Genomic DNA, 23,885 nt, shown 5'->3' with positions numbered 1-23,885 from the left:
GACAGGAGCAACACCATGGCCAAGGCCACCGCAACACCCGCGGGCACGATCATCATGGTCGACCCGCGGCAGCTCACCATCGCCGCGAACGTCCGCACCGACGCCCGCGTCGACGACGAGTTCGTCAAGTCGATCAAGGAGGTCGGCATCCTGCAGCCCCCCATGGTCACCGCCAACGACCAGGGCGGCTACGACGTCGTCCTCGGACAGCGCCGCACCCTCGGCGCCGTCACCGCCGGACTCACGGAGATCCCCGTGTACCTGGTCGGCAAGCACGAAGCCGACGCCGCCCGCGTCATCGACCAGCTCACCGAGAACGACCAGCGCCAGCAGCTCACCGACGCCGAGCGCCTCGGCGGCTACCGCGAGCTGTCCCTGTTCGGCATCAAGCCCGCCGACATCGTCAAGCGCACCGCCCGCCCCAAGGCCGAGGTCGACCGCTTCCTCAAGATCATCGCCTCGCCCATCGCCTCCGAGGCCTACGCCGACGAGAGCAAACAGCTCACCCTCGAGCAGGCCGCGCAGATCGCCGAGTTCCACGCACACCCCGACATCCAGAAGCGGCTCATCAAGGAGGCGGGCGGCTACAACTTCAGCTACGAGCTGAGCCGGGCCAACCGGGAGGTGGAGGCACCCAGCAAGATCGCCGCGGCCGAGAAGCAGCTCAAGGCCGCCGGCACACGCACGATCCCGGAGAGCCTCGGCTGGCAGCAGCAGCTCTACTACCTCGCCGACACCGCGACGCCGCGCGAACGACTGACGGTCGAGACGCACGCCGACTGCCCCGGCCACGTCGCCCACATCGCACGCAGCACCATCGACGCCGGCGACATCACGTACTACTGCGAGGACCCCGACGCCAACGGCCACGTCGCACAGAGCTCCAGCGGAAACGCCCTCACGCCCGAGCAGCTCGAGGAGCGCCGCCTCGCCGAAGAGAAGCGCGAAGCCGCGAAGGTCGAGCACAACGCCGCCCGCCTCCGCCGCCGCGACTTCATCCGCGAGCAGCTCCTCGCCACCAAGCCGCGGACCGACCACCTGCACCTGTTCGCGCAGATCGCCCTCCTCGACGACCTCGACTACTTCGACGCCCTCGAAGCCGCCGCCCTCCTCGGCTTCACCCCCAGCGACGACGCCGGCGAGAACGGCCCCGACGAGGTCTACGCCGCCCTCAAGAAGAACGCCAAAGCGCTCGCCGCGTTCCCCACCGCGGTCGCGCTCGTGTCGTACGAGAGCGACGTCGACTTCCTCCTCGACCGAAGTGGGTACCGGTGGGAGGAGGGCGTCGATCGCGGCATGACCTACCTGCAGCTGCTCATCGACTGGGGCTACGCCCTGACGGAGCACGAGCAGGCCCTCCTCGAGCCCGTAACCGAGGAGCCCGACGAGGACGAGGGCGCCGCCGGCGCGAAGAAGGACATGTGGGACGAGCAGGAAGAGGACGGCGACGAATGAACGAGCTGCGCACCATCCCCATCCAGGCACGCTCAACCGTGCGCATCCAGGCGCTCGCCGACGCCACGAAGAAGGCGATCGCCGAACACGGGATCCGCGGGTTCACCACCGGTCACGTCGCCGAGCTCTCCGGATCCTCGGTCGGCGTCGTCTACCGGTACTTCCCCGACAAGTGGGCGCTGCTCGAGCACGTATACCCGTCGACCGTCGCGACCGAGGAGCAGATCGCCGAGCTCGACGAAGGCACCGTTCTCCTCTGCAGCGTCGGAGAGGTGTTCTGGCTCGCGCCCGGGCAGACCGAGCGGTGGTGGTTCGCCGCCGGCTACCCCGACGGCATGGCCTGGAACGACGCGCAGGTCGCCGACTGGGGGCCGCTGCAGGTCCTCCACCGCCCTGGCGTCCTCCACCACGTCGACGTCGAGCCCGCAGCCCAGCAGCACGCCTGACCTACACCACCGGAAGAGAGCACCACCGCGATGAGCGACTACCCGCCCTACATCAACCCCAGCGAGGACCTGTTCTGCAAGGCGCCAGGGTGCTCGTACATCCCCGACAGCACCAAGCGGATCATCCACTCGATGCAGCCGAAGGCGGGAGATGAGCCGACTCCGCGGTACGCGCGTGAGGGCACGGACCTGTGCAACTGGCACCACGCACAGTTGCCCCGTGTCCTCACCGATCTCGCGGAGATGTTCCCGCTGCTCGAAGCGGCCGCGTACTCGAAGACGTCCCGCGGTGAGAGCGCCGGCGTCCGCGGGAACGTCCGCGACGGCGCCGGCCACCCCGCGGACGTCGGTACCGCATGGAACCCGCACGTAGCGGTCGTCCTCGCGGAGCTCACCGACTGGACCAGGTACTTGGTGCGGACGGTGCTGCGTGAGAGGCCGCTGCAGGACCCGGAGACGCGTATCCGCATCCGCAAGATCACGACGTTCACACTCGAGGGCGTCCGCGAGGTGCTGGAGGTCCCGGTCGAGTACGTCCACGTCTTCACGCACGCCCTCGACGTGGACGACAGCGTCCCCGCACAGCTGGCCGCCCTCGCACGGTGGCACTCGGGCTGGCTGTCCGCATACCCCGACCTCGGCTCGGCGTGGCTCGCGGACGCGCTGCAGCACCGCCGCCTCGGGATGAAGGCCATGGACGCGTCCCCCGTCACCCGCGTGACACTCAAGAACACCGTCTGCGGCTACCAGCTCGAGGAGACCGACTTCGGCGAGATCGTCTGCGGCGCGAACCTGTTCGCGATCATCCGCCCCAAGGACGACGGCCGCCCCTCCGAGATCCTCTGCTCCACCGACCCCCGCCACCCCCAGCTGCCCCGCGACGCCTGGGTCGACGCGATGCCGCGCCGCGCATGAGCACCGACGTCGAGCAGATCCTCACCGGCACCACCGCCGGCGTATGGGTGCGCCTCGACGTACTCCAGGAGGCCCTCGAGCTCAGCCGGTCCCGCGCGTTCGAGGTCATCGCGCTCGAGCACATCCGCTTCACCCCCACCCGACCGCGCGAGTACAACCTCGACGACATAGCCCGCGTCTGGCGGGCAAGGAAGGCACTGCGCCCATGACCTTCATTCCCGAACCCCGCGAGGTGCGCACCTTGCGCCGACCGGACACACGCCGCGGCGGTATCGCCCCCGACCGCCACCTCCGCGAGGCGCAAGAGTACGCCCGTGACGCCGCGACGTCGCTCGCCGAGCTCCACGCGGCGCAGGTCGCGCTCACCAAGGCGTACGCCGACCTCGCGGAGACTGCCCGCCTCTGGCTCGGGTCGGTATCGCCTAGTGCCCTCCGCCGCATCCGTAAGAACATCAAGCTCGCCGCCCACTACCAGGCGAAGCTCGACCGCATCCCTGTCTGGAAGCGCGCATGAGCAGCGACTGGGAGTACCGCCACGGCCAAATCGTCGCCTCCCTGTCGGTCGAGGTTGCCCGTCAGCCGTGGGAGATCCACATCGAGGAAGTCCAGCTAGGCGCGACCACCCGGTACTTCGCCGAGGTTCGCCAGTACGCCGAGGTCGTGCCCGGCGTCGCCCGCACCATCTTCGCGACCCTCACCGACGACCACCCCTGCCGGACCATCGCAGGTGCCAGACGTCGAGCGAAGCGGGCAATCCGTGAGATCGAGAAGCAGGAGCTCCGGTGATCGGCATCGAGCACATCATCATCCTCGCGGTCATGGTGGGCGCAGCCATCGTCCTCGTCGCCGCCGGCCACAACCTCGAGACATGGATACGCACCAGGTGGGCGCTACGCCACCCCGACCGCATCAAGAAGCCGTTCGACGAGCTCGAGGAGCTCCACGACTGGATGGACGCCAAGCTCGCCCCCGAGCTGCTCGCCGTCGACCGCACCCGCAGGGTCCGCCGACGCGGCCTCTGCGCCCTCGAGTACACCACCACCGGATCCGGCGTCCGCCGCGCACTCGTGTTCGTCACCACTCCCGACCTCGAGTTCGTCGACCGGTTCTTCCCACGCAACACCGACATGCCCGACGACGACCTGTTCCCGAGAGGACGCGCACGATGACCACCATCCTCGCCATCGAAACCGACCGAGGCGTCGACCTCGCCTGGGACCACCAGATCACGTTCGGCAGCCAGAGGATCGGAGGCGGCCCCAAGGTGTTCACGAACAACGGCATCGTCTTCGGCGTAGCCGGCGCCGTCCTCGACAGCGCCATCATCCGCTACGCGAACCTCCCCAACCCCGAGCAGGCCGGCTGGGACCTCGACCGGTGGGTCACCCGCGAGCTGCTGCCCGCCATCCGCGCCGCACTCAACACCGAGGAGGCGACCGAGAAGAACAGCTCCAAGATCAGCACCGGATCCCACGGCCTCATCGTCGTCAAAGGCCGCGTCTACCAGATCTCGGGCGACCTCTCCTGGTTCCGCTCCAACGACGGCATCTACGCCGTCGGCTCCGGATCCCACTTCGCCCTCGGCGCCCTCAAGGCCGGAGCCAGCCTCAAACGAGCACTGGCGATCGCCGCCGAACTCGACGTCTACACCGGCGACCACGCCGCCGTCTCGACCGCCCGCAAGATCCTCAAAGCCGTTGGAGGCGCACAGTGAAGCACTTCAAGAACACCACCCTGTCCCTGCTGCTCGCCGGCGTCGGCATCGCCGCCTTCCGGCTCAGCTTCGACGCCCAAGTCACCCTCGCCATCGCCGCAGGCGTCGACCCCGCCCTCGCCGGCCTCTACCCCCTCATCGTCGACGCCGCCATCTTCACCGGCGTTCTCATCCGCGTGTGGCACCCCGAGCTCTCCAAGAAGCTCACCGGCTACCTGTGGTCGGCGATCGCCTTCTGGACCATCACCTCCGTGCTCGGCAACGCCTTCCACGTCCTCGCACTCCCACCCGGCCGCGTGCAGCTGCCCCCGCTCATCGCCATCGGCGTCAACACCCTGCCCGCCCTCACCCTCTTCCTCATCATCCACCTCGCCACCACCACCGCATTCCGCGCCCCCGCCACCACACCGACGACCGCACGGCGCTCGCCGGGTAGGCGCGCGAAGGCGATCGCGTCCAGCGAGCCCGGGCAGGCCGTCGAGCGCGCGCACCGCAACGACATCCCGCCCATCAACGACGACGAGCTGCTCAGGATGCTCGACGAGCAACTGCCCTACTCCGCGATCGCCAAGGAGATCGGCCGCTCCAAGTCCTTCGTCGGCAAGCACGCCGTCCGAGTGCTCGCCGACCGCGCCCAGCGTGAGCAGGCCAGCGCATGATCCACATCTTCAAAGCAGGTGACGAGATGGAGGCCGGCGAGAACGCCGCGATAGTCGAGAACTTCGCGGCCTACGCCGGGATGCTCCCGCAAGTGCCCGGCACCCCGTCGGTGCCCGTCGTCGTGATCGACCTCGAGGCGATCGTCGACGACTTCGCCGGGCGAGCCAAGGCCCGCCTCATCCTCACCGAGGAGGCCGCCCACGGCCTCATGCACGGCATCGAGAACTCACTCGTGCGGCTCGCCAACCTCCGCAAGAACCAGGAAAGGTAACCGTCCCCCATGAAGACCAGCGACCCGTTCATCGCCGCCCGCGCAGCCCGCGACGCGCTCGCCAGCTCGAAGGCCCGCGGCCTGCTCGCCACCATCCGGATCCGCCTCGCCGCAGCAGGCTCAGCGACCACCATGCTCGACGCGCTCAACGCATCCGAGTTCGAGCAGCACCTCCGCACGCTCACTCCCACCGAAGAGCAGCGCGACGCGATACGCCACGGCGCGATCCTCCTGGCCACCCTCGGCATGACGGACCACGCCGCGCTCGAGCGCTTCATCATCGACCACTGGCGCGACCAGCTCGGCCTCCCGCCCCGTCCGTCGACTCCACCGGAGCCGGTCGCTCGCAACCTGGTCCACGCAGACGGCGGCACATGCCCAGACTGCGGCATCATGCACCTCTTCGTGCTACACCCCGCCAAGGAGGAGCGCCTCCGCGATCGCCTCAGGCCTGGCCGCGCTGTGGACTTCATGAACCGTGTGTGGCGCGTCGGACGAACGATCTACAACGACGGCCCCACCCCCCAATTCACGATCAGCCTCACCACCGACGTCCCGAGTACTGAGCCCGCAGCAGCGATAGCACCCGATCTTCCGACCACAGAAGGAGAAAAGCATGTCTGAGTACACCCCCAAGATTGCCCCCGCTGGAAGCTTCGCCACCAACCTGATCTTCATGTTCGGTGACCTCGCGCGAGCCGTGGGCGAGGTGAACGTCGCCAACGGGTGGGACACCAGTCGCGGCATGGTCGCTGATCCCGACGCTTACGACCCGAAGTGGCAAGTCGCGCACAAGATCGCCGAACTTGGCCTCATCGACACCGAGGTGTCCGAGGCGATCGAAGACGTGCGCGCAGGGCTCCCGATGGACTACCTGCACTACACGAAGGCCAACACGTCGCCGTATGACGAGAGCCAGTCGCACAACGACGACGGGACACCGCGCAAGCCCGAGGGGGTGCCGAGCGAACTCGCCGACGTGGTGATCCGTGTGCTCGACATCGCGGACGCCTACGGCATCGACCTCGGCAAGGCGATCATCCAGAAGCTCAACCACAACGCCACACGCGGCCAGCACCACGGAGGGAAGGCACTGTGAGCTGCACTGCTGCCTGCATGAAGTGCTGGATGACTGCGCCGCTCGGCCAGCCGATTCCGCATCTTGAGAGCTGCGCCCGCCAATCTCAGGTTCATGGGGCGGTGGGCGAAGAATGAGCTACCCACCGGAGTACGAGGAGGCGTGGGAAGAGCGCGTGCTGAGCAAGCCGTGGGGGTGGGGACTCGCGCCGATCCATCACGGATGTTTCGAGAACGGCTGGGGCGGTGCTCTTGAAGCCGCCGCGAAGCTGCTCGATCCACCCGACGAAGACAGCATGGCGTCCGACGAGGACCTTGCCGCCTACGCCGTGCGTGCCGCATTCGCTGAGCAGATCCGAGCGCTCGGCATCTGGACCCCCGAAGACGATGAGGAGCCGGGACTGTGAGCGACTTTCCGCGCGCTGTCGAGCAGCAGAACGAGTGGCAGGTCGAGTTCGAGGACGCGACGGTGATCCCTTGCGAGGGCGGGCAGGTTGAAGCTGAGGCACTCGCCGAGGCATGGATGCAGTGGCCGTTCTCACCGCATCCACCCGTAGAGGAATCCCGCTCGAAGTGGCGCACGGGATTCGCGGACGGTGCTTCGTGGCAGGCAGACCGCATATCGAGGGATTCCCAGTGAGCGACGCCGACTACCTGCCTGTCGCGATCACCGCGGGCGCAATGCTCGGGCTGGTCGACCTGGACACCATCACACTTCCATGCCCCACCTGCGGCAACCAGCTTCGCGGCGAAGTGCGCACGGTCTGGCGGTCACTCAATGACGCATCCGAGGTCATGGGTTTCGAGGTCACCGCCGAGATGGTGCGTGAGTCAGGGGGCGTCATCGACGCGTTCGGGCGAGTGAAGGCGGGCGTCCCCTACGTGACGTGCATGCACTGCGGATTCGACGCCGATGCGAGCCGAGAGGGGTTCGTATGAACGGCCTCAAACCGAGGGATCGTGCCGCCACGGAGCCAGGACTATGAGCGCCGACCAACAGCGCACGATCACCACTGGCGTGCTGGAGCAGGTCGTCACGATCGCACGACGCAGCACAGACGGCATGGTGTGGCTCTACGCGCCGCAGGGCGTCGCGCTCACTCGCGACGAGGCATGGGAAGTGGCGTCGGCGATGATCTCGGATATCGAACCGCAGGCCGACGAAGCATGAGCGACGCAGCCCGCCGCCGCGCTCGCCGCAACGCCGAAGTCAAACGCCTCGAACACCGCAACCAGGTACTCGAGAACGCCCTCCACCAGACCTGGCTCTGGCACGCCACCGACGGCCTCGACCTCGAAGCACTCCGCAAGATCCTCCTCACCGCCGACCACGACGCACAGATCCACGCAGCCCTCGACCGCCTCATCAAAACACCATGAGCGACGGACCCATCAAGCGCGAACGCCTCGCCACCACCGTGCCCAAGCTCGGCAAGATCCCCAAGCCCGGCGACCTCGTCATACCCGACGACTTCCCCGCAGGCTACCCACGATGGACCGTCCTCCACGTCCCACCAGCCGCCGGCATGTCCGACATCCTCACCCTCCTCACCGTCGACAAAGCCGCACCCGTCCAGAAGATCCGCCGCCGCATCTCCCAAGTACGCCGAGTCACATAGCCCCCCCGAACGCACGAAGATCGGCGCTCGCCGAGTTCCGACACGCTGAACGCTCACACGGTCAATACCGGGAATAGCCCGAGGTTGATCGGACAATCTGTAGCTAGAGTTCGGTGTCCTGCACCCGGATCGCACAATGGCCTCGCTTCGGCGGGGCCTTCGTCGTTCCCGGGCCACCCCGGACCTGCGTGCATCGGCTCCTGTCGGGTCGTTCCAAGGGCGAGCTCAGCCTGTACGAAAGCGAGCAGCGCGGGCCGGTCAGCTTCGGGTGCCGACCGGCCCGCCACACGCGCCAGCTGGGGACGGTGACATGCCCGTCGATCGCAAGAAGAAGTCGCTCAACTATCGCCGAGGCCGCAGTGGTCGCCCGCTCGAGCGCGAGAAGGCGCGCGTCTACCGCGAAGAGACCCACTGCCGGAAATGCGGCAAGCCCGTGAACAAGCAGCTGCCCTACCGGGACCCGGTCACCCGCAAGGTGAACATCTGGTCGAAGAGCTACGGCCACAAGGACGAGCTCGACGCGAACGGTCATCCGTACAAGGGCGGCCTCGAACACCTTCACTGCAACACATCCTCCGGCGCCACGTACGGCAACAGGAAGCGCGGACGCAGCGCGGGCAAGACGACGAGCACACCGCTGCGCACGTCGCCGGACGCCCGCGGAGTCGACACGTCACGCGATTGGTCGTGAGAGAGCGCGGATTTTTAGAGAGCGCTGAAGTGCGGAAGACCCCGGCGTCTTCCATTTTTCTCTCTCTCCGACCGAAGGGGGGCGCGCGTGTCCACGACCAAGCCGCTCCCCCGCCACGGCACGCGGGCCCGCTACCGCCTCGAGATCAAGCAGCAGCCAGACGGCTCGAAGGGCGCCGCGTGCGACCGCTGCAAAGCCGCCAATTCAAAGGCCGTCGCCGCCGCTCGAGCTGCGCGACTGGTAGCCGGCCGGCGCGCCGGGATGCACCTGGTGCCGGACCCGCCTGCGGATACGGCACCGGTTACATCCGCGGACACAACGACGGCCATCGCACCGGCGCCGCAGTCGACGCTGCCAGCCGTCGACGACAAGGCGTCGACGCCGGGGCCGATGGAGGTCGCGATCCAGCAGGACATCGACGAGATCCCGGACAACCTGCGCGTTCCCATGCACCGTTCGCTCTCCGTGCTCGCGCTCGAGACGGCCCGGGACTTCGACAGCAACACGTCCGCCACGGCTCGCAGCCAGGCGCGTCGTGAGCTCAGCGACCTGATCTCGAAGCTGCGCACGAGGAGGGAAGGCGATGGCGACACGGCGCTCGACGCGTTCCTCGAAGACCTCGGCACTGGGCCTCCCCGACTATCTGGACGTGGCGCCTAGGCACGGCACGCTCCGCAACTTCGACAACCCCACGTACGGCGCCCGTCTCGCCAAGGTCCACCGGGTGCTCACCCGCAAGAACCCGATGCCCTGGCAGCAGTACGTGTACGACGTCCTCGGCGAGGTGGACCCGAAGACCGGGCTCCGGGTCTACCGCGAGGGCGAGCTGACCACAATGCGCCAGGTCGGCAAGACGACTGGCATCAGAGTGTTCAAGGCCCACCGCGCGATCGACGACGGGCAGGTCGAGCCGCAGACGATCCTCTTCGCCGCACAGGACGGCATCGAGGCGAAGAACAAGTGGCTCGATCACGCCAAGCTCATCAAGCTCAGCCCGCTGGGGGCGCGCCTCGCCGGGCCCGACCAGCCCGTCACCTCCAACGGCAAGGAGGACCTCGTCTGGGCGAACCGCTCGAGCGAGCGTCCCATCTCCTCCCGGCCCAGCTCCGGCCATGGCGAGACCATCGACCTTGGCGTCGTCACCGAGGCCTTCGCCCTCGTCGACGGCCGCTACGACGACACGATGCTCTTCGCGATGAACAACCGCCCCGACGCGCAGCTGCTCGTCGAGTCGACCGAGGGCACCGCTGAGTCGCTCTACTGGAACCCCCGCGTCGACGAGCTCCGCGCCCGCCTCGAGGCGGAGCCCACCGCGCGCGGCCGCGTCGCCTCGTTCGACTGGTCGTTCGGCCCAGACGACGACCCGGGCGACCCGGCGACGTGGCGCCGGCGCATCCCGTCCCTCGGGCACACTCTGCGCATCGAGGAAGTGCAGTACGCCTTCGACCGCGCGACCACGCCGGCGAAGATGAGGCAGTTCCTCCGCGGCTTCGGCAACATCCGCGACCTCGGCGCTGCCGAGGGAACGATGTTCGACGCCGACGTGTGGGCGGCCGGCGCCCGACCCGACAGCGCGCCGCTCGGCGCGGTGACGTTCAGCTTCGAGATCTCGCCCGACCGCAGCTGGTCCACGATCGGGATCGCCGCGGCGAGCAGCGTCCGAGGCACCCACGTCGGGATCGTCTACCGCGAACGAGGGACCCAGGGCGACCGCGCGAACAACATCGACTCGCCCATCGAGTACCTCGTGCGCAAGACGAGGGAGTTCGGCACGAGCACGGTGTTCGTCGCGGCAGGATCCCCCGCCGCGCTGGCGGCCGACGACCTCGAGCGCGCCGGTCTGCACGTGGTCGTCCTCAGCCGCGCCGAGGTGGCGGCGGCGTGCGGCGGCATCTACGACGACATCGTCGCCGGCGACATCTCCTACACCCCGGGCCAGGACTCGCTCGACGCCGCAGTCGCCGGCGCCGCGTGGACCGGTGGCGACGTCCGCATGTTCAGCCGCGGCGCCTCCGCCGTCGACGTGTCCCCGCTCTACAACATCGCGATCGCTCGATACGGCAGCATCCTCGCCGCACAGGAGACCAAATATGACCCCCTCGCGAACATCTTCTAGCGGCTCGGCGGTGGCCTGATGGGCTGGCGCGAAGCGCTCGTCGCCCTCGCAGCGCCCCGCACCGAGCAGTCGCCGTCGGACGAGGAGCGCACGAGCTACTACGCGCCCTCGCAGCAGGCCCTCAACTCGTCCGCGATCGTGCCCGTGGTCACCCCGACTACCGCGATGCAGTCCGTCGCGATCGGCTCCACCACCGACCTGATCGCCTCTCTCGCCTCAGAGCTGCCGATCGACGTGTACTCGGGGCCGCGAACCGACCGCCGCAACCTGTCGACACCGGGCAACCTCGAGGATCCCGGCGGCGACGGCGTCGGCCGGGAGGACTGGGGATACCGGCTGCTGCAGTCGTGGCTGCTCACCGGGAACAACTTCAGCAACATCATCGAGCGCGATCGCCGCACCGGCCGGATGCTCACCGCCGATCTCATCAACCCCGACCAGATCACCGCGACCGTCGTCAAGGGCAAGGCCGTCTGGAGCATCAACGGCAACGAGGTGACCGACCCGCAGAACTTCGCGCACTGGCGCGTCAACCCGGTGTCCAGCCGCGTCCTCGGCCTCTCTCCGATCGAGCGGCACGCCGCCGTCATCGGCGTCTCCCTCGCCACCACCAGGTTCGGCCGGGCCTGGTTCACCGACGGCGCCCACGGCAGCGAGATCCTCGCCCACGACGGGGACCTCGACGCGGAGCAGATCGCCGTTGCGAAGGCGCGCTACCTGGCCTCGCTCGGGACGCGCGAGCCGATCGTGCTCGCCGGCAAGTGGAGCCGAGAAGCGCTCAAGGTCACCAACGAAGAGTCGCAGTTCCTGCAGACAGCCGGCATGTCCGAAGCCCAGTGCGCGAGGATCTACGGCCCCGGCTTCGCGGAGATCCTCGGCTACGAGACCGGCTCGAAGATGACCTACGGCAACGTCGTCGAGAGACGCCAGGACCTGCTCGTGCTCGGCATGGGCCGGTGGTTCCGCCGCTACGAGCGGATCCTTTCCAAGTTCCTGCCCGACGGCCAGTGGGTCGAGCTCAACCGCGACGCGATGCTCGAGTCCACCACACTCCAGCGCTACATGGCCCACAACCTCGCGCTCGCCGGCGACTGGAAGACCATCAACGAGGTCCGCGACCACGAGAACCTCAAGCACGTCCCGTGGGGCGACGAGCCCATGCCCGACAAGAAGGCAGCACTGCTGCAGACGACAACCCCGAAGGAGGTACCCGCCAATGGAGACGCTGCCGGGTCTTGACATAGTCCGCGCGATGAGCGCACCCGCCCGAGCCACCACCTTCGTCGACGGCGCGATGCCGCTGATGGAAGTGCGGTTCTCTCCCTTCGACGTCTGGTACGAGATCGACTCCTGGTGGGAGGGCCGCTTCCTCGAGCGCACCCAGCTGGGCGCGTTTGCGAAGACCATCCAGGAGTCGCGCGACAGCATCAAGTCGCTGTACGACCACGGCTACGACCCGCAGATCGGCAACAAGGTCCTCGGCACCGTCGAGGACCTCCGCGAGGACCCTGAGACGGCGGTGGGCGAGGTGCGCCTCTTCGACACCAGCTACGTCCGGGACCTGCTCCCCGGCCTCGAGGCCGGCGCGTACGGCTCCTCGATGCGCATGCGCGTCATCAAGGAGCTGTGGGACGACGAACCGGGCGTCTCCGACCACAACCCGCTGGGCCTACCCGAGCGCAGCATCCTCGAGGCGCGCCTGTTCGAGTTCGGCCCGGTCACCTGGCCGGCCAACCCCGACGCGACCGCCGGCGTGCGGTCCGCCACCGACGTCTTCTACGAGCGCCTGCGCAGCCGCGACCCCCAGAAGGTCGACCAGCTGACCCGCGCGCGTGAAGCCCGCACTCCCGACGAGAAGGCAGCCGGCCCCGCCACTGCCCGCTCCGACGGAGCCGCAGCGAACAACACCGACGAGCCGGGCGCGACCCACTCGGGTGGACCGACGTTCGCGCAGAGGCGCGCACGTTCCTACCCCATCCTCACCACGAAGGAGTAACACCAGATGAATCCCATCGAAACCTGCCGCGCTCGCCTCGACGAGATCACGACGGAGTTCCGCACCATGCACGAGGCGGCCGGCGAGGCCGACCTCGCGCCCGACGACCAGACCCGCTGGGCCGAGCTCGAGTCCGAGGAGACCGAGCTCCGCGCCGAGCTCGCCCGGCTGGAGGAGGTCGAGACCCGCGCGCAGCGCGTGGCCGAGTCCCGCGCCCGCTGGTCGTCCCTCCAGGTTGGCACCACCGTCGACAACGACGACGTCGACGTCCGCAGCCTCAGCCGCTCCGAGGCGCGCTCGAGGGCGCTCAAGCGGGTCGACGCGTCTGCCGACGTCGTCACCCTCAACGACCCGCAGCGCGCCCGCCTCGAGCGGATGGTCGCGGGGTCGACCGGCGACTTCGACGGCGACTACGTCGCCCGCCGCCTGCTCATCACCGAGAACGCCGACTACCGGTCCGCGTTCACCAAGGCGATGAGCTCCGCCACGCCGGCCTGGACGAACGAGGAGTCGCGCGCCATCGGCGAGTTCCGCGAGTTCGAGCTGCGCGCCATGGCCGAGGGATCGACGACCAGCGGCGGCTTCGGCGTGCCGGTGCTCATCGACCCGACGATCATCCTCACCGGGCAGCAGTCGCTCAACCCCTTCCGCGCGATCTCGCGGGTGATCCCCATCACCGGCAAGGAGTGGAAGGGCGTCTCGTCCAACGGCGCGAGCTGGTCGTTCGACGCGGAGGCGACCGAGGTGTCGGACGACGCCCCGACGCTGGCGCAGCCGTCGATCGCGGCGCAGACCGCGCGCGGCTTCATCCCCTACTCGATCGAGGTCGGGGAGGACTACCCCGGGTTCGCCCAGGAGATGTCCGTCCTGCTCGCCGAGGGCTACGAGGAGCTGCTCGCGCAGAAGCTCGCGGTCGGTGCGGGGGCCGGGTCGAACGAGCCGCTGGGCATCGTGACGGCGCTCGACGCCGACACGAACGTCGAGGTGGTCGTCACCACCGACGGCGCGCTCGGCGCCGTCGACGTCACCAAGGTGTGGGCCGCGCTGCCCGACCGCGCGAAGGCCAACGCCACCTGGGTCATGGGATCCGGCACTGCGTCGGCGATCGCCGCGCTCGGCGACGCGTACGGCACCCGCACGGTGGACCTCGCGGGAAACCTCGAGAACCTCCGCCTGCGCCCCGTCAAGCCGTCGTCGTACATCCCGGACTTCGTCGGCTCCACCGCGGCGCAGAACCTCCTGGTCGTCGGCGACTTCCGCAAGTTCGCGATCGTCGAGCGGACCGGCATGAACGTCGAGTTCATCCCCCACCTGTTCGGCACCACGAACAACCGCCCCACCGGGCAGCGCGGCTGGTTCGCGTACGCCCGCATCGGCTCGGGCGTCACCGACATCCGCGCCTTCCGCCTGCTGCAGAACCAGTAGCAGTCACCCCAACACCGCCGGCCCGGGCTGCCTCCGCGCCCGGGCCGGCGGACCACCGCACCACACCCCGACAGGAGAACCACCATGTCCAAGATCGTCGTCGCCGTCGCAAGCTCCACCCTCTTCCTCGACAGCCAGCGCGTCCACATCATCCAGGGCAGCGCCTGGGCCGCCGACTCCCCCGTCGTGGCCCTCAACCCGGAGATGTTCTCCGACGACCCGGACAAGGCACTCGGCCGGGACCTGGTCGCTCCGTCGACGACCGCGCCGTCCGCCCCGGTCGAGCAGAAGACCGCCGCCCCCGGCGAGGTCTCCAACGCCCGCCGCCCCTTCGGCAGCCGCCGCGGCAAGTGACCGGCGAGGTCGTCGCAGCATGGGTGCACCCGACCGAGGTCGACGCCTCGTTCATGCACTCCATGCTCGCGCTCGTCGGCGCCGAGCTGCTCGGCGCCCGCCGCCTCGAGCGGTGGATGCCCGTGCGCTGCGGATCCGGCGGGCTCATCGCCGCCCGCAACGACGCAGTCACCGCCTTCCTCAGCATGGCCGGCGCCGAGTGGCTGTGGTGGGTTGACACCGACATGGGCTTCGCGCCCGATGCCCTCGACCAGCTGCTCCAGGTCGCCGACCCGCTCGAGCGCCCGATCGTCGGCGGGCTCTGCTTCGCCCAGATGGAGCGCGAGCCGGACGGCATGGGCGGCTTCCGGACCGAGATCGTTCCGGCTCTGTACCAGTGGCACGAGATCTCCGACGGACGCAGCGGCTTCGTCTCCTGGCGAAACTACCCGAGAGACGCCGTCGCCGAGGTCGCGGGGACGGGGTCGGCGTTCGTCCTCATCCACCGCACCGTCTTCGAGCGCATCGCGGACGGTGGCCGTGGCGGTGCCGGCCACTGGTACGACCGCATTGTCAACCCGTCCACGGGCCAGCTGCTCGGCGAGGACCTCTCGTTCTGCGCCCGTGCGCGGATGGTGGACGTTCCCGTGCACGTGCACACCGGCGTGAGGACGACCCACCGCAAGCCGCGCTGGGTCGGCGAGGACGACTACCAATACCCGGAGGTGCCGCAATGACAGCCATCGACCTCGGCGCGGACGCGCCCATCTCCTGGGCGCTCGGCGTCGCCGGGCAGACAGCCGTCCTCACTGTAACCGGGCCGACCGGCCAGACCACGACTCCCGACGTCTCCGAGGACCCGGCGGGCACCTACACCGCATCCGTACCCACGCCGTTGCCCGGTAGGTACCTTCTGAGCTGGGCCACCAGCGATGAGCCGGTGCGCGCCTTCGCCGACGTCCTCAACGTCAGCCCCGCCGACCCGCGCACGCTCGTCTCCCTCAGCGAGGGCAAGAGCATCATCGGGATCCCACCGTCCGCGCGCGCGGAGGAGGCGGACCTGCGGACGGTCCTCGCGGCCGCGACCGTCATCATTGAGGACATCGCCGGGGCCGTCCTCGTCAAGACCGTCTCCCAGGCCACGGACGGCGGCCGCGCCGCGCTCGTCCTCTGGAACAAGCTCGCCCCCGAGGCCGAGGTCACCGTCACAGCCAACGGGACCACGCTCGTCGAGGAGCGCGACTTCATCGTCGACAGGGTCGCCGCGATCGTCTACGCCGGTACGCGAACCTCGCCCGGATGGTTCCCCGAGGGTCGCCTCAACATAGAGATCTCCTACACGAGCGGCAACAGCGTCCTCGCCCCGAACCTGCAGCTCGGCGCGGACATGCTCATCAAGCACCTGTGGGGGATCCTGCAGAACGGCCACAACGAGTACCAGGGCGACGCCGAGATGGGCACCACCCCCTCCGGCTACGCGGTGCCGTACAGGGTCATTGACCTCTGCAAGCCCGCCCACCGTCTGCCGGGGTTCTGATGCCCAACCTCGTCACCGTCGCCCAAGCATTCAAAGAGGCGTTCTATATCGCCGCGAAAGAGGAGCTCTTCACCGACCTCGCGATCGACCCCGCTGTCGAGGAGGACCCGGCCGAGGTCCACGTGTTCTTCGGCAAGCCCATCGGATACCTCCCCCCGAACATCATCGCCTTCGGCGGTGTGCGGTCATCACAGATCCCCGGCGCGATCGGCACCAATCGGGAACGAGACGAGACCCTTGACCTCGACGTCTACGTGTCCGTGCAGCGCGCAGGCAAAGACGACGCGACAGAACTGCGGTGCTCGAGAATCGCCTACCGGTACCTCGGGATCCTCGAGCAGTTCGCACGCGCCACCGACACCACGATCAGCGACACCGTCCGCGACTGCTTCATCGAGAACCACCGCTCCGAGGGCGCGTCCTCCCCGGCGGTCCTCAATCAGGGCCGGTGCATCGACATCAACGCCACCTTCCGGGCCACCGCCCGCATCAGCAACTAGGAGCCCCCGTGAACACCAAGATCCAGAACGTCTCCCCGTTCGGCGCCATCCAGGTGCCCGCCCTCCACCGGGAGCTCGAGGCCGGCGAGGTATTCGACGTGACCGACGAGGACCTCGCCGCATCCCTGCTCGCCCAGCCCGCCCACTACCGCCTCGTGCCCTGGTCGGAGTGGCCCGACGAGGACCTCCCCGGCGCGGCCGCCGTGAGAGGCCTCAAGCCGAATAAGGGTGCCGAGCGGGACGACCTCGTGCAGCTACTCGAGGAGTACGACAACGCGCTCGCCGCGACCGCGGCCGAGCCCACCGACGAGACCGTTGAGGAGCCCGAGGCATGAGCCTGCAGTCCGACACCTACATCACCCTCAAGAAGCAGTCCGCGTTCGGTGCGCCGGCGACGCCCGATACGGCATACCCGTTCACCGACGAGGACCTCGAGTACATGCCGACCTGGACGCAGGGCGTCGGCCAGCAGACCGGGCAGCGGGGCCCCTCGGCGCAGACCTACGTGAAGACCAAGGAGGAGGTCGGCGGGTCGTTCACGATCGAGGCCCGCACGAAGGGCATGGGCAAGCTCTTCGAAGCCGCCCTCGGCGTGGGCGTCTCCACCCAGATCAGCGGCGCCGCCTACCAGCAGCTGTTCACCCCGATAGTGGACGACTACCTGCCGTGCTACACCATCCAGAAGAACATCCCCCTGCTCGGCGGCGGTATCCAGCCCCACACGTTCGTCGACATGGTCTGCGCCGGGTTCGACATGTCAGGCCCGAACGGCGGGATCCCGACGCTGAAGTGGAACTGGGTCGGCTCCACTCTTGACCGCGATACTGCGGCTGCGGCAGCGACCTACCCGGCGGGCGTGCGCCTGCACTCGTTCGTCGGCGGCTCGATCCGCTCGGGCGCCATCACGCCGCCCACTACCACGGCGCTCGCCTCGGGCGGCACTGAGGTTGCCAACATCCGCTCGTTCGATCTGAGCTGCAGCAACGGGCTCGACACCGAGGGCTTCAACTTCGGCGCGAACGGACGGCGCGCCCGCAAGCCCGCGGTGGGCGACCTGGCCATCACCGGCACGATCGAGGCGGAGTACGACAGTAACGACCTGCGCGACGCGTGGATCGACGGCGACGACCTGGCGCTCGTACTGCAGTTCAAGATCGGCCCGGCTATCGCCGGCTCGAACTACTGCACCCTCGAGGTCACCATCCCGGTCGTGCGCCTGGGCGGGGAACTGCCCAAGGCGGTCAAGTCGGGCGTCATCACCCAGTCGATCCCCTACACCGGGCACGACGGCCTCGTCGCCGCCTCGATGATCTATGTGGCGATCGTCACCGCGGAGACGGCCATCTAGCGATGGCCTCCCGCGACGCCCTCGTCACCATAGACCCGGGCGAGCTGCGGCGGTTCAAGCTCACCCTCGACCGGTTCGAGCCCGGCCTCACCCGAGGGTTGCGGCGGGAGTGGAAGGAGGTCGCGCAGCTCGGCGTCGACGCCGTCGTCGAGAAGCTGCGCGAGCCCTCCCCTGCCGACGGCCCAGACACCGGCGAGAACCGCGACCTGCTCGCCGCAGGTACCAGGGCGACAGTCTCCTTCGGAGTGCGCGAGGCCGGGCTGAAGATCACCACCTCCAGCTCGAAGCTGCCGCCCGAGCACCAGGGACTCCTCGCCGCCTACAACAAGAAGGCCGTCAAGCACCCCGTCTTCGGGCGGGACGTGTGGGTGACGCAGAAGACCGACCCGTACTTCCGGGCCGCCATCGAACCGGCCATGGACCGGGAAGCACTCGAGCACCTCACCGCCGCGCTCGACACGGCGCTGCTCGCGATTGGAGCAACAAGGATATGACCTTCTCAGTCAAGATCGGCGAGGAGCTGTTCGACATGCAGCTCGTCGTCAAGCGCCAGGGGATGGGCACCCTCATCCAGCTGGACAAAGAGTCCAAGAAGCACCTCGGCGTCGGCGCGAGCGTGAAGACCCTCACCGCGGCGATGCTGCGCATGGACAAGATCCAGGCCGACTACATCTCCCGGATGCGCGAGTGGATGGAGCTGCCCGAGACCAAGGCCTACCTCGAGCTGCTCCAGGCGTGGGATCCGAACGACGAGACCAGCGAGCAGCCGGAGGAGCCCGAGGGACGTCCCGGGCCGCCGCAGCTGGACATGCTCGACGAGCCCTCGATGCTCGCCGCCTTCGTGTGCATCGTGTGGCTTGCGCGCCTGCGCAGCGACAACCCCCTCACCTTCGAGGAGGCGATGCAGTTCCCCTTCGTCGACATGGCGTTCGTCAGCTCCGACGACGAGGAGGACGAAGACGAGAGCGCCGAGGAAGAGGGCGACCCAAAAGGGCCGGCGGCCACCGGTGGGAGCGGTACGACTACACCGACGACCTAGCCGCCGACATCGACATGTGGCTGCCCGAGATCAGCCGCCACCTGCCCGGATCCGGCATCACCCCGTTCAACGTGCTCGAGCTGGACTTCCACTGGTGGCACATCTACCGGGCCCACGCCATGAAGATCATCGACGCGCTCAAGCGCGCCGCAAGCACGACGAGGGGGAAGCGCCGTGCCTACTAAGACGCTCACCTTCGACGTGTTCGGCCGCGACCGCGGCGCCGTCAAGACCCTCAACCGCGTCGGCGCCGCAGGCGGCAAGCTCGGGACCTCGTTCGCCAAACTCGGCGGGATCATCGGCGTCGCGTTCAGCGCACGGGAGATCATCAACTTCGGCAAGGAGTCCGTCGCCGCGTTCCTCGACGCGGAGAAGTCCCAGGCCAAACTTGCCGACGCATTCACCCGGTTCCCCGCCCTGGCGGATACCAACCAGAAGGAGCTCGGCAAGCTCAACAGCCAGCTCGCCCTCAAGACCGGGTACGACGACGACGCGACAGCGTCGGCACAGGCGGTGCTCGCGCAGTTCAAACTCTCGGGCGAGCAGCTCAAGAAGCTCACCCCGCTGCTGCAGGACTACGCCCGCAAGACCGAGCAGGATCTGCCGGCCGCGGCGGAGTCCATCGGCAAGGCCCTGCTCGGCCAGGGCCGCGCGCTCAAGAAGGTCGGCATCGACTTCGTCGACGGCGGCGACATCGCCACGAACTACGACCAGATCATCTCCGGCCTCACCGACAAGGTCGGCGGATACGCCGAGGTCTACGGCACCACCGCGGCCGGCAAGTTCGAGATCCTCAACACCAAGTTTGGGGAGATGCAGGAGAAGGTTGGCGAGTCGCTGCTGCCGGCGCTCGAGGACTTCGCCGACTTCGCCGACGAGAAGCTCCTGCCGCATCTGCAGGACATCTCCGACTGGCTCGCGTCCGACGGCATCCCCGGCCTGCAGACGATGGCCGACTTCCTCGAGGACAACGGGCCGCTCGTCGTCGGATTCGGCGCCGTCACCGCGGCCGCATGGCTGTTCAATGCCGCGGCCGATGCCAACCCCTACGCGATCGCCTTCATGGCTGCGGCCGGCGCGATCGCCTGGCTCCTGGCCTCCATCAACTGGATCACCAACGACACGGAGAACGCGAAGAACACCGTCCTCGGCTGGGCCGGCGAGGTGAACAACTTCCTCATCGACGTCGGCGGTTTCGTCTACACCGCTGTCGCCGGCGTTGTGAACGGCATCTTCGACATGTTCAACGGTGCGTCGAAGGGCTTGCACGATTTCCTCGCCGGGATCGGGATCCAGACCGGTTACCTCACCCTCGACCATGTCGCCACCTTCACCGGCAGCTTCGGCGCCGCCAACGGCCAGGGCTACTTCATCGGCGGCACCCGAGACAGCGCAGACGGCTCGCATGACGGTGCCGTGGGTGGCGGCGGTGGCGGGATCAGCGGCGCGCCGCGGCGGCTCGCGCGCGGTGCCGTCGCCATGGCGCGCCCCGGCGGGATCAACGTCGACATCGCCGAGGGCCGCGACGACGAGGCGGTCCTGCCGCTCAACGACCAGGTGCTCGGCGCGATCGGCGACCGCATCGCCGGCGCGACAAGGAAGACCGGCAAGGGCGAGACCCACAACTGGAACCTCACAGGCATCGATCCGGCGGCCGCGGCGGAGTTGCTCTACCAGAAGTTCCGGGCCAGGCAGGCGGTGCGAGGTGGTTGATCGTGTACACATCGGCGGCCTGACGTTCAACTCGGACGGCACCGACGGATGGATCTACTCCGACCTGCAGGGCTGGGACGGCTCAGCGCCGTGGCGCACCGAGTCGAACCCGCGCGCTAACAGTGACGGCGATTTCGGCGTGGACAAGGAGACGCGCGGCGGCCGCGTCATCACCTTCATCGGTGGCGTTGCCGCTACCTCCCCACAGGACGCGCAGGAGAACTATTTCGACGAGGTCGCCGCGCTGCAGCCGGACGGGGTGCCGATCGTATTCTCGGTCGAACGGCCCTGGGGGACCAGATCCTCCGTGGTATCCATAATGGACGTCGCAGAGGTAGACGCGATCGGCATCGGCCTGGTGGCCGCGGTGTCCATCCAGCTGCTCGCGCGGGATCCGATCAAGTACGGGCCCACCCGGACTGTCGAAGGCGGGCTTGCTATGGCCGGCGGCGGCCTGCAGTACCCGCTCCACAACGCCGGCGTGCTCGAGTACGGCGCGAACGGCGACCTCGGCCGCGTCACCATCGTCAACGACGGTACGGCCGACGTGTGGCCGCTGTTCACGATCTCCGGCACTCTCGCCGCGGGCTTCTACCTGCAGCGCCTCGACACCGGCGAGGTGCTGCGCTACGACCGCGTCGTGCCCGCCGGCAGCACGGTCTCGCTGAACTCGCGCACCGGCGAGGTCCTCGTCGACGGCGTCTCCGACGGCTCCGTCTACCTCACCGTCGACGACTGGTTCTCCGTGCCTCGGCGGGGGGCGATCGAGGTCCAGTTCAATGCGATCAGCGGATCCAGCGGCACGCCCCGGATGGCGGTCACCTCAGCGGACGGGTTCCACTAGTGCTCCAATTCATCATCGGCGACCTGCTCACGGGCCGGCGCCTGCAGGTGTTCCGCGACGTCGTCGACGGCGACTGGTCCGAGCAGCTCAACGACGCCGGCGACGTCTCCTGCACCGTGTCGCTCAAGGATCCCGTCGTCAAGCGCATGAACCTGTTCGAGTCCGCGATCGTGGGCAAGTCCATGCTCGCCGCCGTCGACGGAGACAACGTCCTGCAGCAGGGCCCCATCTGGGACCACGACTGGGACGAGGACGCCGGCACCCTCACCCTCACCGCCGGCGGCATGTGGACGTACTTCGACTACCGCCTGCTGCTGCCGATCCTCGCCGGCCGCCTGCCCACTGACCCGACTACCGACACCAACCTCGTGAGCTCACTGCAGGGCATCGCCGTCAGCCTGGTCGCGCAGGCGCAGCTCGAGACTGGCGGCAACGTGCCGGTCGTGCTGCCGTCGATCATCGCCGGGACCACCGTGCGCAACGAGGCCGGCGCTAACCTCGCCTTCGTGGGGCCGCGCCTGCGCGAGCTCACGAAAGTGATGAACGGCCCTGACATCCGCTTCGCCCCGCGGTTCGCCGACAACCGGCAGAAGATCGAGTCGGTGCTGCTGGTCGGCACACCCGACAAGCCGCAGCTGCAGGGGCTCATCCGGCCGACGTTCAACGTCGGCGTCGCGGAATCCTCAGTCTCCGGGCTCACCGCGAACGTGAACGGCACCAAGCTCGCGTCCCGCGCGTTCGCCTCCGGAGGCCGCGGCACTGACAAGAGCCTCATCACCAGGTCAGACGACGCGACGCTGCCCGGCGCTGGCTTCGCCCTGCTCGAGGCGGTCGACTCCACACACTCGAGCGTGTCCGAGGCTGCGACGCTGCAGGGCTACTCCGACGAGCGCGTTATCGCAGGACGGCGGCCGGTCATCACCATGAACTTCACCCACGACTTCTCGAAGACGCCAAAGCTCAACGCCATCAACATCGGGGATCTCGCGAAGGTCCGGATCCGCAAGAGCCGCTACCTGCCCAAAGGCACGTACGGAGCGAGGATCACCGGACGGAAGGGCAAGGCGAAGAGCACCACCGTCGACCTCGAGTTCCAGTCCATGGTGCTCGAGTAATGGCCGGCGGAATCGTTCGGCGCTCGTCCGATCCAGTCGAGCAGCTCTACCTCGACCTCGACGAGGTCAAGCGGCGCCTCAGCGAGCTCGAGATGCCTACCGGCACCCAGACCGCACAGGCGGTCAAGAAGCTGCAGGATCTCGTCGACGGGCTCCTCACCCAGATCAATGGCGTGTTCTCAGGCTACGTGCAGGCGGGCGGCTCCGGCACCTTCGCGGGCGGGGTGAACTCAGTCGACACATACAACCGCCTGGTCAGCTACACCGGATACAAAGTTCAGTACATCGCCTCAGACGGGTGGATGGGCTACGTTCCCTCATCCCGACGGTTCAAGCAGGACATTGCGGACGCCGAGCTCGATGTTCGCGCGATCATGCCGCTGCTTCGCGTCGTCACCTTCCGCTACATCAACGCGGTCGAGCACCTGGGCGACTGGGCTGCAGTCGAATGGGGCGTCATCGCCGAGGAGATCCACGACCTCGGTCTCTACTTCCTCGTCGATTATGACGACGAGGGCATGCCCGAGGGCGTCAAGCACGAACGGTTCGCCATTCTGCTGATCCTCGACGCTCAGGACAAGCAGCGGCAGCTCGACGAGCTCACAGACCGGATGGACCGCGCGGGCATCTAGGGAACGCAGTACTGGTTGCCGTCTTCGGCCTGGTACCCCGCGCCGCTGGCGCACTGAGTGGTATCCCAGTAGCCGCCCTCAGTGTTGTTGGGGTTCGGATCAGCCACCCACGGCACCGGCTCGCCGTAGTAGGGAGCTTCTGGCTCCTCCGCGGCGGGCGGTTCCACGGGCGCCTCGACGACCACCGGCTCGAGGGTCGGCGTGGGAGTGGGCGTCGGAGTCGGGGAGAAAGTAGGCGCGGCTTCCTCGACCGAAGTCGACGTAGCTGCAGGCACGGGGCGCTGGAAGGCGTCCTGCGCGGCATTCAGCCCGAACGCAGTGCCGCCACCGACGACGACGAACGCGGCCGCGGTCGCGATCGTCACCCATGTGCGCTTCTTCATGCCCGTGACTGTAGACCCCCGCGCCCGCAAACGGAACACCCCAACGCTATTCGGAA

The 23,885-nt window shown here is 68.3% G+C and carries 38 protein-coding genes; 37 read left to right on the top strand and 1 reads right to left on the bottom strand.

Annotated elements, in window-relative coordinates:
* Nucleotides 1-15: 15 nt before the first annotated feature.
* From AC1RTC_RS09660 to AC1RTC_RS09480, 37 genes are all read left to right on the top strand, one after another.
* A complete protein-coding gene (locus AC1RTC_RS09660; protein WP_493155318.1) occupies nucleotides 16-1,455 on the top strand; it encodes a ParB/RepB/Spo0J family partition protein in 1,440 nt (479 codons plus the stop codon).
* The gene (locus AC1RTC_RS09655; RefSeq protein ID WP_493155317.1) at nucleotides 1,452-1,901 is read left to right on the top strand and encodes a TetR/AcrR family transcriptional regulator; all 450 of its coding nucleotides are present in this window, start codon (nucleotides 1,452-1,454) and stop codon (nucleotides 1,899-1,901) included. The genes AC1RTC_RS09660 and AC1RTC_RS09655 overlap by 4 nt, the downstream gene beginning before the upstream one ends.
* Before the next feature lie 30 nt (nucleotides 1,902-1,931).
* Nucleotides 1,932-2,816: a hypothetical protein gene (locus tag AC1RTC_RS09650; protein ID WP_493155316.1), complete on the top strand. Its 885-nt coding sequence runs from the start codon at nucleotides 1,932-1,934 to the stop codon at nucleotides 2,814-2,816.
* Nucleotides 2,813-3,025 (top strand): hypothetical protein, encoded by a 213-nt coding sequence (locus tag AC1RTC_RS09645; protein WP_493155315.1) that lies wholly within the window; start codon nucleotides 2,813-2,815, stop codon nucleotides 3,023-3,025. The genes AC1RTC_RS09650 and AC1RTC_RS09645 overlap by 4 nt, the downstream gene beginning before the upstream one ends.
* A complete protein-coding gene (locus AC1RTC_RS09640; RefSeq protein ID WP_493155314.1) occupies nucleotides 3,022-3,330 on the top strand; it encodes a hypothetical protein in 309 nt (102 codons plus the stop codon). The genes AC1RTC_RS09645 and AC1RTC_RS09640 overlap by 4 nt, the downstream gene beginning before the upstream one ends.
* Nucleotides 3,327-3,602, top strand: coding sequence for a hypothetical protein (locus AC1RTC_RS09635; RefSeq protein ID WP_493155313.1), 276 nt, complete (start codon nucleotides 3,327-3,329; stop codon nucleotides 3,600-3,602). The genes AC1RTC_RS09640 and AC1RTC_RS09635 overlap by 4 nt, the downstream gene beginning before the upstream one ends.
* Entirely contained in the window at nucleotides 3,599-3,985 is a 387-nt protein-coding gene (locus AC1RTC_RS09630) for a hypothetical protein (RefSeq protein WP_493155312.1), read from the top strand. Before AC1RTC_RS09635 ends, AC1RTC_RS09630 begins: the two co-directional genes overlap by 4 nt.
* Nucleotides 3,982-4,530, top strand: a complete 549-nt coding sequence (locus AC1RTC_RS09625; protein WP_493155311.1) for a hypothetical protein — start codon at nucleotides 3,982-3,984, stop codon at nucleotides 4,528-4,530. Before AC1RTC_RS09630 ends, AC1RTC_RS09625 begins: the two co-directional genes overlap by 4 nt.
* Nucleotides 4,527-5,189, top strand: coding sequence for a DUF2637 domain-containing protein (locus tag AC1RTC_RS09620; RefSeq protein ID WP_493155310.1), 663 nt, complete (start codon nucleotides 4,527-4,529; stop codon nucleotides 5,187-5,189). Before AC1RTC_RS09625 ends, AC1RTC_RS09620 begins: the two co-directional genes overlap by 4 nt.
* On the top strand, nucleotides 5,186-5,461 hold the full coding sequence (locus tag AC1RTC_RS09615) for a hypothetical protein (protein WP_493155309.1): 276 nt from the start codon (nucleotides 5,186-5,188) through the stop codon (nucleotides 5,459-5,461). The genes AC1RTC_RS09620 and AC1RTC_RS09615 overlap by 4 nt, the downstream gene beginning before the upstream one ends.
* Nucleotides 5,462-5,470: 9 nt before the next feature.
* Complete coding sequence (locus AC1RTC_RS09610; RefSeq protein WP_493155308.1) at nucleotides 5,471-6,085, top strand: hypothetical protein; 615 nt, start codon at nucleotides 5,471-5,473, stop codon at nucleotides 6,083-6,085.
* Nucleotides 6,078-6,560: a nucleoside triphosphate pyrophosphohydrolase family protein gene (locus AC1RTC_RS09605; RefSeq protein WP_493155307.1), complete on the top strand. Its 483-nt coding sequence runs from the start codon at nucleotides 6,078-6,080 to the stop codon at nucleotides 6,558-6,560. Before AC1RTC_RS09610 ends, AC1RTC_RS09605 begins: the two co-directional genes overlap by 8 nt.
* A gap of 112 nt (nucleotides 6,561-6,672) precedes the next feature.
* Nucleotides 6,673-6,945 (top strand): hypothetical protein, encoded by a 273-nt coding sequence (locus tag AC1RTC_RS09600; protein ID WP_493155306.1) that lies wholly within the window; start codon nucleotides 6,673-6,675, stop codon nucleotides 6,943-6,945.
* Nucleotides 6,942-7,178 (top strand): hypothetical protein, encoded by a 237-nt coding sequence (locus tag AC1RTC_RS09595; protein WP_493155305.1) that lies wholly within the window; start codon nucleotides 6,942-6,944, stop codon nucleotides 7,176-7,178. Before AC1RTC_RS09600 ends, AC1RTC_RS09595 begins: the two co-directional genes overlap by 4 nt.
* Nucleotides 7,175-7,477, top strand: coding sequence for a hypothetical protein (locus AC1RTC_RS09590; protein ID WP_493155304.1), 303 nt, complete (start codon nucleotides 7,175-7,177; stop codon nucleotides 7,475-7,477). Before AC1RTC_RS09595 ends, AC1RTC_RS09590 begins: the two co-directional genes overlap by 4 nt.
* Before the next feature lie 43 nt (nucleotides 7,478-7,520).
* Complete coding sequence (locus tag AC1RTC_RS09585) at nucleotides 7,521-7,709, top strand: hypothetical protein (protein WP_493155303.1); 189 nt, start codon at nucleotides 7,521-7,523, stop codon at nucleotides 7,707-7,709.
* Complete coding sequence (locus AC1RTC_RS09580) at nucleotides 7,706-7,918, top strand: hypothetical protein (RefSeq protein ID WP_493155302.1); 213 nt, start codon at nucleotides 7,706-7,708, stop codon at nucleotides 7,916-7,918. The genes AC1RTC_RS09585 and AC1RTC_RS09580 overlap by 4 nt, the downstream gene beginning before the upstream one ends.
* The gene (locus AC1RTC_RS09575; RefSeq protein ID WP_493155301.1) at nucleotides 7,915-8,157 is read left to right on the top strand and encodes a hypothetical protein; all 243 of its coding nucleotides are present in this window, start codon (nucleotides 7,915-7,917) and stop codon (nucleotides 8,155-8,157) included. Before AC1RTC_RS09580 ends, AC1RTC_RS09575 begins: the two co-directional genes overlap by 4 nt.
* Nucleotides 8,158-8,467: 310 nt before the next feature.
* The gene (locus tag AC1RTC_RS09570) at nucleotides 8,468-8,848 is read left to right on the top strand and encodes a hypothetical protein (RefSeq protein WP_493155300.1); all 381 of its coding nucleotides are present in this window, start codon (nucleotides 8,468-8,470) and stop codon (nucleotides 8,846-8,848) included.
* Nucleotides 8,849-8,935: 87 nt separating this feature from the next.
* Nucleotides 8,936-9,508, top strand: coding sequence for a hypothetical protein (locus tag AC1RTC_RS09565; RefSeq protein WP_493155299.1), 573 nt, complete (start codon nucleotides 8,936-8,938; stop codon nucleotides 9,506-9,508).
* Nucleotides 9,432-10,964, top strand: coding sequence for a terminase large subunit domain-containing protein (locus AC1RTC_RS09560; RefSeq protein ID WP_493155298.1), 1,533 nt, complete (start codon nucleotides 9,432-9,434; stop codon nucleotides 10,962-10,964). Before AC1RTC_RS09565 ends, AC1RTC_RS09560 begins: the two co-directional genes overlap by 77 nt.
* Before the next feature lie 18 nt (nucleotides 10,965-10,982).
* Nucleotides 10,983-12,203, top strand: coding sequence for a phage portal protein (locus AC1RTC_RS09555; protein WP_493155297.1), 1,221 nt, complete (start codon nucleotides 10,983-10,985; stop codon nucleotides 12,201-12,203).
* Between the two features lie 13 nt (nucleotides 12,204-12,216).
* Nucleotides 12,217-12,960 carry an HK97 family phage prohead protease gene (locus AC1RTC_RS09550; protein ID WP_493155296.1) on the top strand — a complete coding sequence of 248 codons (744 nt, stop codon included), beginning with the start codon at nucleotides 12,217-12,219 and terminating at the stop codon, nucleotides 12,958-12,960.
* 6 nt (nucleotides 12,961-12,966) lie between these two features.
* Nucleotides 12,967-14,385, top strand: a complete 1,419-nt coding sequence (locus AC1RTC_RS09545; protein ID WP_493155295.1) for a phage major capsid protein — start codon at nucleotides 12,967-12,969, stop codon at nucleotides 14,383-14,385.
* A gap of 84 nt (nucleotides 14,386-14,469) precedes the next feature.
* Nucleotides 14,470-14,739, top strand: coding sequence for a hypothetical protein (locus AC1RTC_RS09540; protein ID WP_493155294.1), 270 nt, complete (start codon nucleotides 14,470-14,472; stop codon nucleotides 14,737-14,739).
* Nucleotides 14,736-15,455, top strand: a complete 720-nt coding sequence (locus AC1RTC_RS09535; protein ID WP_493155293.1) for a hypothetical protein — start codon at nucleotides 14,736-14,738, stop codon at nucleotides 15,453-15,455. Before AC1RTC_RS09540 ends, AC1RTC_RS09535 begins: the two co-directional genes overlap by 4 nt.
* Nucleotides 15,452-16,255, top strand: coding sequence for a hypothetical protein (locus tag AC1RTC_RS09530; RefSeq protein WP_493155292.1), 804 nt, complete (start codon nucleotides 15,452-15,454; stop codon nucleotides 16,253-16,255). The genes AC1RTC_RS09535 and AC1RTC_RS09530 overlap by 4 nt, the downstream gene beginning before the upstream one ends.
* Entirely contained in the window at nucleotides 16,255-16,755 is a 501-nt protein-coding gene (locus AC1RTC_RS09525) for a hypothetical protein (protein ID WP_493155291.1), read from the top strand. Before AC1RTC_RS09530 ends, AC1RTC_RS09525 begins: the two co-directional genes overlap by 1 nt.
* Nucleotides 16,756-16,763: 8 nt before the next feature.
* Nucleotides 16,764-17,090 carry a hypothetical protein gene (locus AC1RTC_RS09520; protein WP_493155290.1) on the top strand — a complete coding sequence of 109 codons (327 nt, stop codon included), beginning with the start codon at nucleotides 16,764-16,766 and terminating at the stop codon, nucleotides 17,088-17,090.
* Nucleotides 17,087-18,103, top strand: a complete 1,017-nt coding sequence (locus AC1RTC_RS09515; protein ID WP_493155289.1) for a phage tail tube protein — start codon at nucleotides 17,087-17,089, stop codon at nucleotides 18,101-18,103. The genes AC1RTC_RS09520 and AC1RTC_RS09515 overlap by 4 nt, the downstream gene beginning before the upstream one ends.
* A 2-nt stretch (nucleotides 18,104-18,105) precedes the next feature.
* A complete protein-coding gene (locus AC1RTC_RS09510) occupies nucleotides 18,106-18,597 on the top strand; it encodes a hypothetical protein (RefSeq protein ID WP_493155288.1) in 492 nt (163 codons plus the stop codon).
* Nucleotides 18,594-19,142 (top strand): hypothetical protein, encoded by a 549-nt coding sequence (locus tag AC1RTC_RS09505; RefSeq protein ID WP_493155287.1) that lies wholly within the window; start codon nucleotides 18,594-18,596, stop codon nucleotides 19,140-19,142. The genes AC1RTC_RS09510 and AC1RTC_RS09505 overlap by 4 nt, the downstream gene beginning before the upstream one ends.
* Before the next feature lie 14 nt (nucleotides 19,143-19,156).
* A complete protein-coding gene (locus tag AC1RTC_RS09500; protein WP_493155286.1) occupies nucleotides 19,157-19,327 on the top strand; it encodes a hypothetical protein in 171 nt (56 codons plus the stop codon).
* A complete protein-coding gene (locus AC1RTC_RS09495; RefSeq protein WP_493155285.1) occupies nucleotides 19,317-20,855 on the top strand; it encodes a hypothetical protein in 1,539 nt (512 codons plus the stop codon). The genes AC1RTC_RS09500 and AC1RTC_RS09495 overlap by 11 nt, the downstream gene beginning before the upstream one ends.
* Nucleotides 20,848-21,699, top strand: a complete 852-nt coding sequence (locus AC1RTC_RS09490; RefSeq protein WP_493155284.1) for a phage tail family protein — start codon at nucleotides 20,848-20,850, stop codon at nucleotides 21,697-21,699. The genes AC1RTC_RS09495 and AC1RTC_RS09490 overlap by 8 nt, the downstream gene beginning before the upstream one ends.
* Nucleotides 21,699-22,814 carry a hypothetical protein gene (locus AC1RTC_RS09485; RefSeq protein ID WP_493155283.1) on the top strand — a complete coding sequence of 372 codons (1,116 nt, stop codon included), beginning with the start codon at nucleotides 21,699-21,701 and terminating at the stop codon, nucleotides 22,812-22,814. The genes AC1RTC_RS09490 and AC1RTC_RS09485 overlap by 1 nt, the downstream gene beginning before the upstream one ends.
* Nucleotides 22,814-23,446 carry a tail fiber domain-containing protein gene (locus AC1RTC_RS09480; RefSeq protein WP_493155282.1) on the top strand — a complete coding sequence of 211 codons (633 nt, stop codon included), beginning with the start codon at nucleotides 22,814-22,816 and terminating at the stop codon, nucleotides 23,444-23,446. The genes AC1RTC_RS09485 and AC1RTC_RS09480 overlap by 1 nt, the downstream gene beginning before the upstream one ends.
* Here the strand turns inward: AC1RTC_RS09480 and AC1RTC_RS09475 are convergent.
* Nucleotides 23,443-23,829 (bottom strand): hypothetical protein, encoded by a 387-nt coding sequence (locus tag AC1RTC_RS09475; protein ID WP_493155281.1) that lies wholly within the window; start codon nucleotides 23,827-23,829, stop codon nucleotides 23,443-23,445. The genes AC1RTC_RS09480 and AC1RTC_RS09475 overlap by 4 nt on opposite strands.
* Between the last annotated feature and the right edge of the window lie 56 nt (nucleotides 23,830-23,885).

The sequence above is a fragment of the Rhodoglobus sp. GW821-FHT12B09 genome (assembly GCF_058809925.1).
This window is presented reverse-complemented; position numbering and strand designations above follow the sequence as displayed.

Bases quoted from the DNA above. Each gene is read 5' to 3' on its own strand.
- AC1RTC_RS09585 (WP_493155303.1), top strand. From the start codon at position 7,521: ATGAGCGCCGACCAACAGCGCACGATCACCACTGGCGTGCTGGAGCAG.
- AC1RTC_RS09545 (WP_493155295.1), top strand. From the start codon at position 12,967: ATGAATCCCATCGAAACCTGCCGCGCTCGCCTCGACGAGATCACGACG.
- AC1RTC_RS09505 (WP_493155287.1), top strand. From the start codon at position 18,594: ATGACCTTCTCAGTCAAGATCGGCGAGGAGCTGTTCGACATGCAGCTC.
- AC1RTC_RS09660 (WP_493155318.1), top strand. From the start codon at position 16: ATGGCCAAGGCCACCGCAACACCCGCGGGCACGATCATCATGGTCGAC.
- AC1RTC_RS09605 (WP_493155307.1), top strand. From the start codon at position 6,078: ATGTCTGAGTACACCCCCAAGATTGCCCCCGCTGGAAGCTTCGCCACC.
- AC1RTC_RS09510 (WP_493155288.1), top strand. From the start codon at position 18,106: ATGGCCTCCCGCGACGCCCTCGTCACCATAGACCCGGGCGAGCTGCGG.
- AC1RTC_RS09625 (WP_493155311.1), top strand. From the start codon at position 3,982: ATGACCACCATCCTCGCCATCGAAACCGACCGAGGCGTCGACCTCGCC.
- AC1RTC_RS09515 (WP_493155289.1), top strand. From the start codon at position 17,087: ATGAGCCTGCAGTCCGACACCTACATCACCCTCAAGAAGCAGTCCGCG.
- AC1RTC_RS09655 (WP_493155317.1), top strand. From the start codon at position 1,452: ATGAACGAGCTGCGCACCATCCCCATCCAGGCACGCTCAACCGTGCGC.
- AC1RTC_RS09560 (WP_493155298.1), top strand. From the start codon at position 9,432: ATGGCGACACGGCGCTCGACGCGTTCCTCGAAGACCTCGGCACTGGGC.
- AC1RTC_RS09645 (WP_493155315.1), top strand. From the start codon at position 2,813: ATGAGCACCGACGTCGAGCAGATCCTCACCGGCACCACCGCCGGCGTA.
- AC1RTC_RS09650 (WP_493155316.1), top strand. From the start codon at position 1,932: ATGAGCGACTACCCGCCCTACATCAACCCCAGCGAGGACCTGTTCTGC.
- AC1RTC_RS09550 (WP_493155296.1), top strand. From the start codon at position 12,217: ATGAGCGCACCCGCCCGAGCCACCACCTTCGTCGACGGCGCGATGCCG.
- AC1RTC_RS09640 (WP_493155314.1), top strand. From the start codon at position 3,022: ATGACCTTCATTCCCGAACCCCGCGAGGTGCGCACCTTGCGCCGACCG.
- AC1RTC_RS09555 (WP_493155297.1), top strand. From the start codon at position 10,983: ATGGGCTGGCGCGAAGCGCTCGTCGCCCTCGCAGCGCCCCGCACCGAG.
- AC1RTC_RS09615 (WP_493155309.1), top strand. From the start codon at position 5,186: ATGATCCACATCTTCAAAGCAGGTGACGAGATGGAGGCCGGCGAGAAC.
- AC1RTC_RS09570 (WP_493155300.1), top strand. From the start codon at position 8,468: ATGCCCGTCGATCGCAAGAAGAAGTCGCTCAACTATCGCCGAGGCCGC.
- AC1RTC_RS09475 (WP_493155281.1), bottom strand. From the start codon at position 23,829: ATGAAGAAGCGCACATGGGTGACGATCGCGACCGCGGCCGCGTTCGTC.
- AC1RTC_RS09530 (WP_493155292.1), top strand. From the start codon at position 15,452: ATGACAGCCATCGACCTCGGCGCGGACGCGCCCATCTCCTGGGCGCTC.
- AC1RTC_RS09540 (WP_493155294.1), top strand. From the start codon at position 14,470: ATGTCCAAGATCGTCGTCGCCGTCGCAAGCTCCACCCTCTTCCTCGAC.
- AC1RTC_RS09525 (WP_493155291.1), top strand. From the start codon at position 16,255: ATGCCCAACCTCGTCACCGTCGCCCAAGCATTCAAAGAGGCGTTCTAT.
- AC1RTC_RS09610 (WP_493155308.1), top strand. From the start codon at position 5,471: ATGAAGACCAGCGACCCGTTCATCGCCGCCCGCGCAGCCCGCGACGCG.
- AC1RTC_RS09575 (WP_493155301.1), top strand. From the start codon at position 7,915: ATGAGCGACGGACCCATCAAGCGCGAACGCCTCGCCACCACCGTGCCC.
- AC1RTC_RS09635 (WP_493155313.1), top strand. From the start codon at position 3,327: ATGAGCAGCGACTGGGAGTACCGCCACGGCCAAATCGTCGCCTCCCTG.
- AC1RTC_RS09480 (WP_493155282.1), top strand. From the start codon at position 22,814: ATGGCCGGCGGAATCGTTCGGCGCTCGTCCGATCCAGTCGAGCAGCTC.
- AC1RTC_RS09500 (WP_493155286.1), top strand. From the start codon at position 19,157: ATGTGGCTGCCCGAGATCAGCCGCCACCTGCCCGGATCCGGCATCACC.
- AC1RTC_RS09600 (WP_493155306.1), top strand. From the start codon at position 6,673: ATGAGCTACCCACCGGAGTACGAGGAGGCGTGGGAAGAGCGCGTGCTG.
- AC1RTC_RS09580 (WP_493155302.1), top strand. From the start codon at position 7,706: ATGAGCGACGCAGCCCGCCGCCGCGCTCGCCGCAACGCCGAAGTCAAA.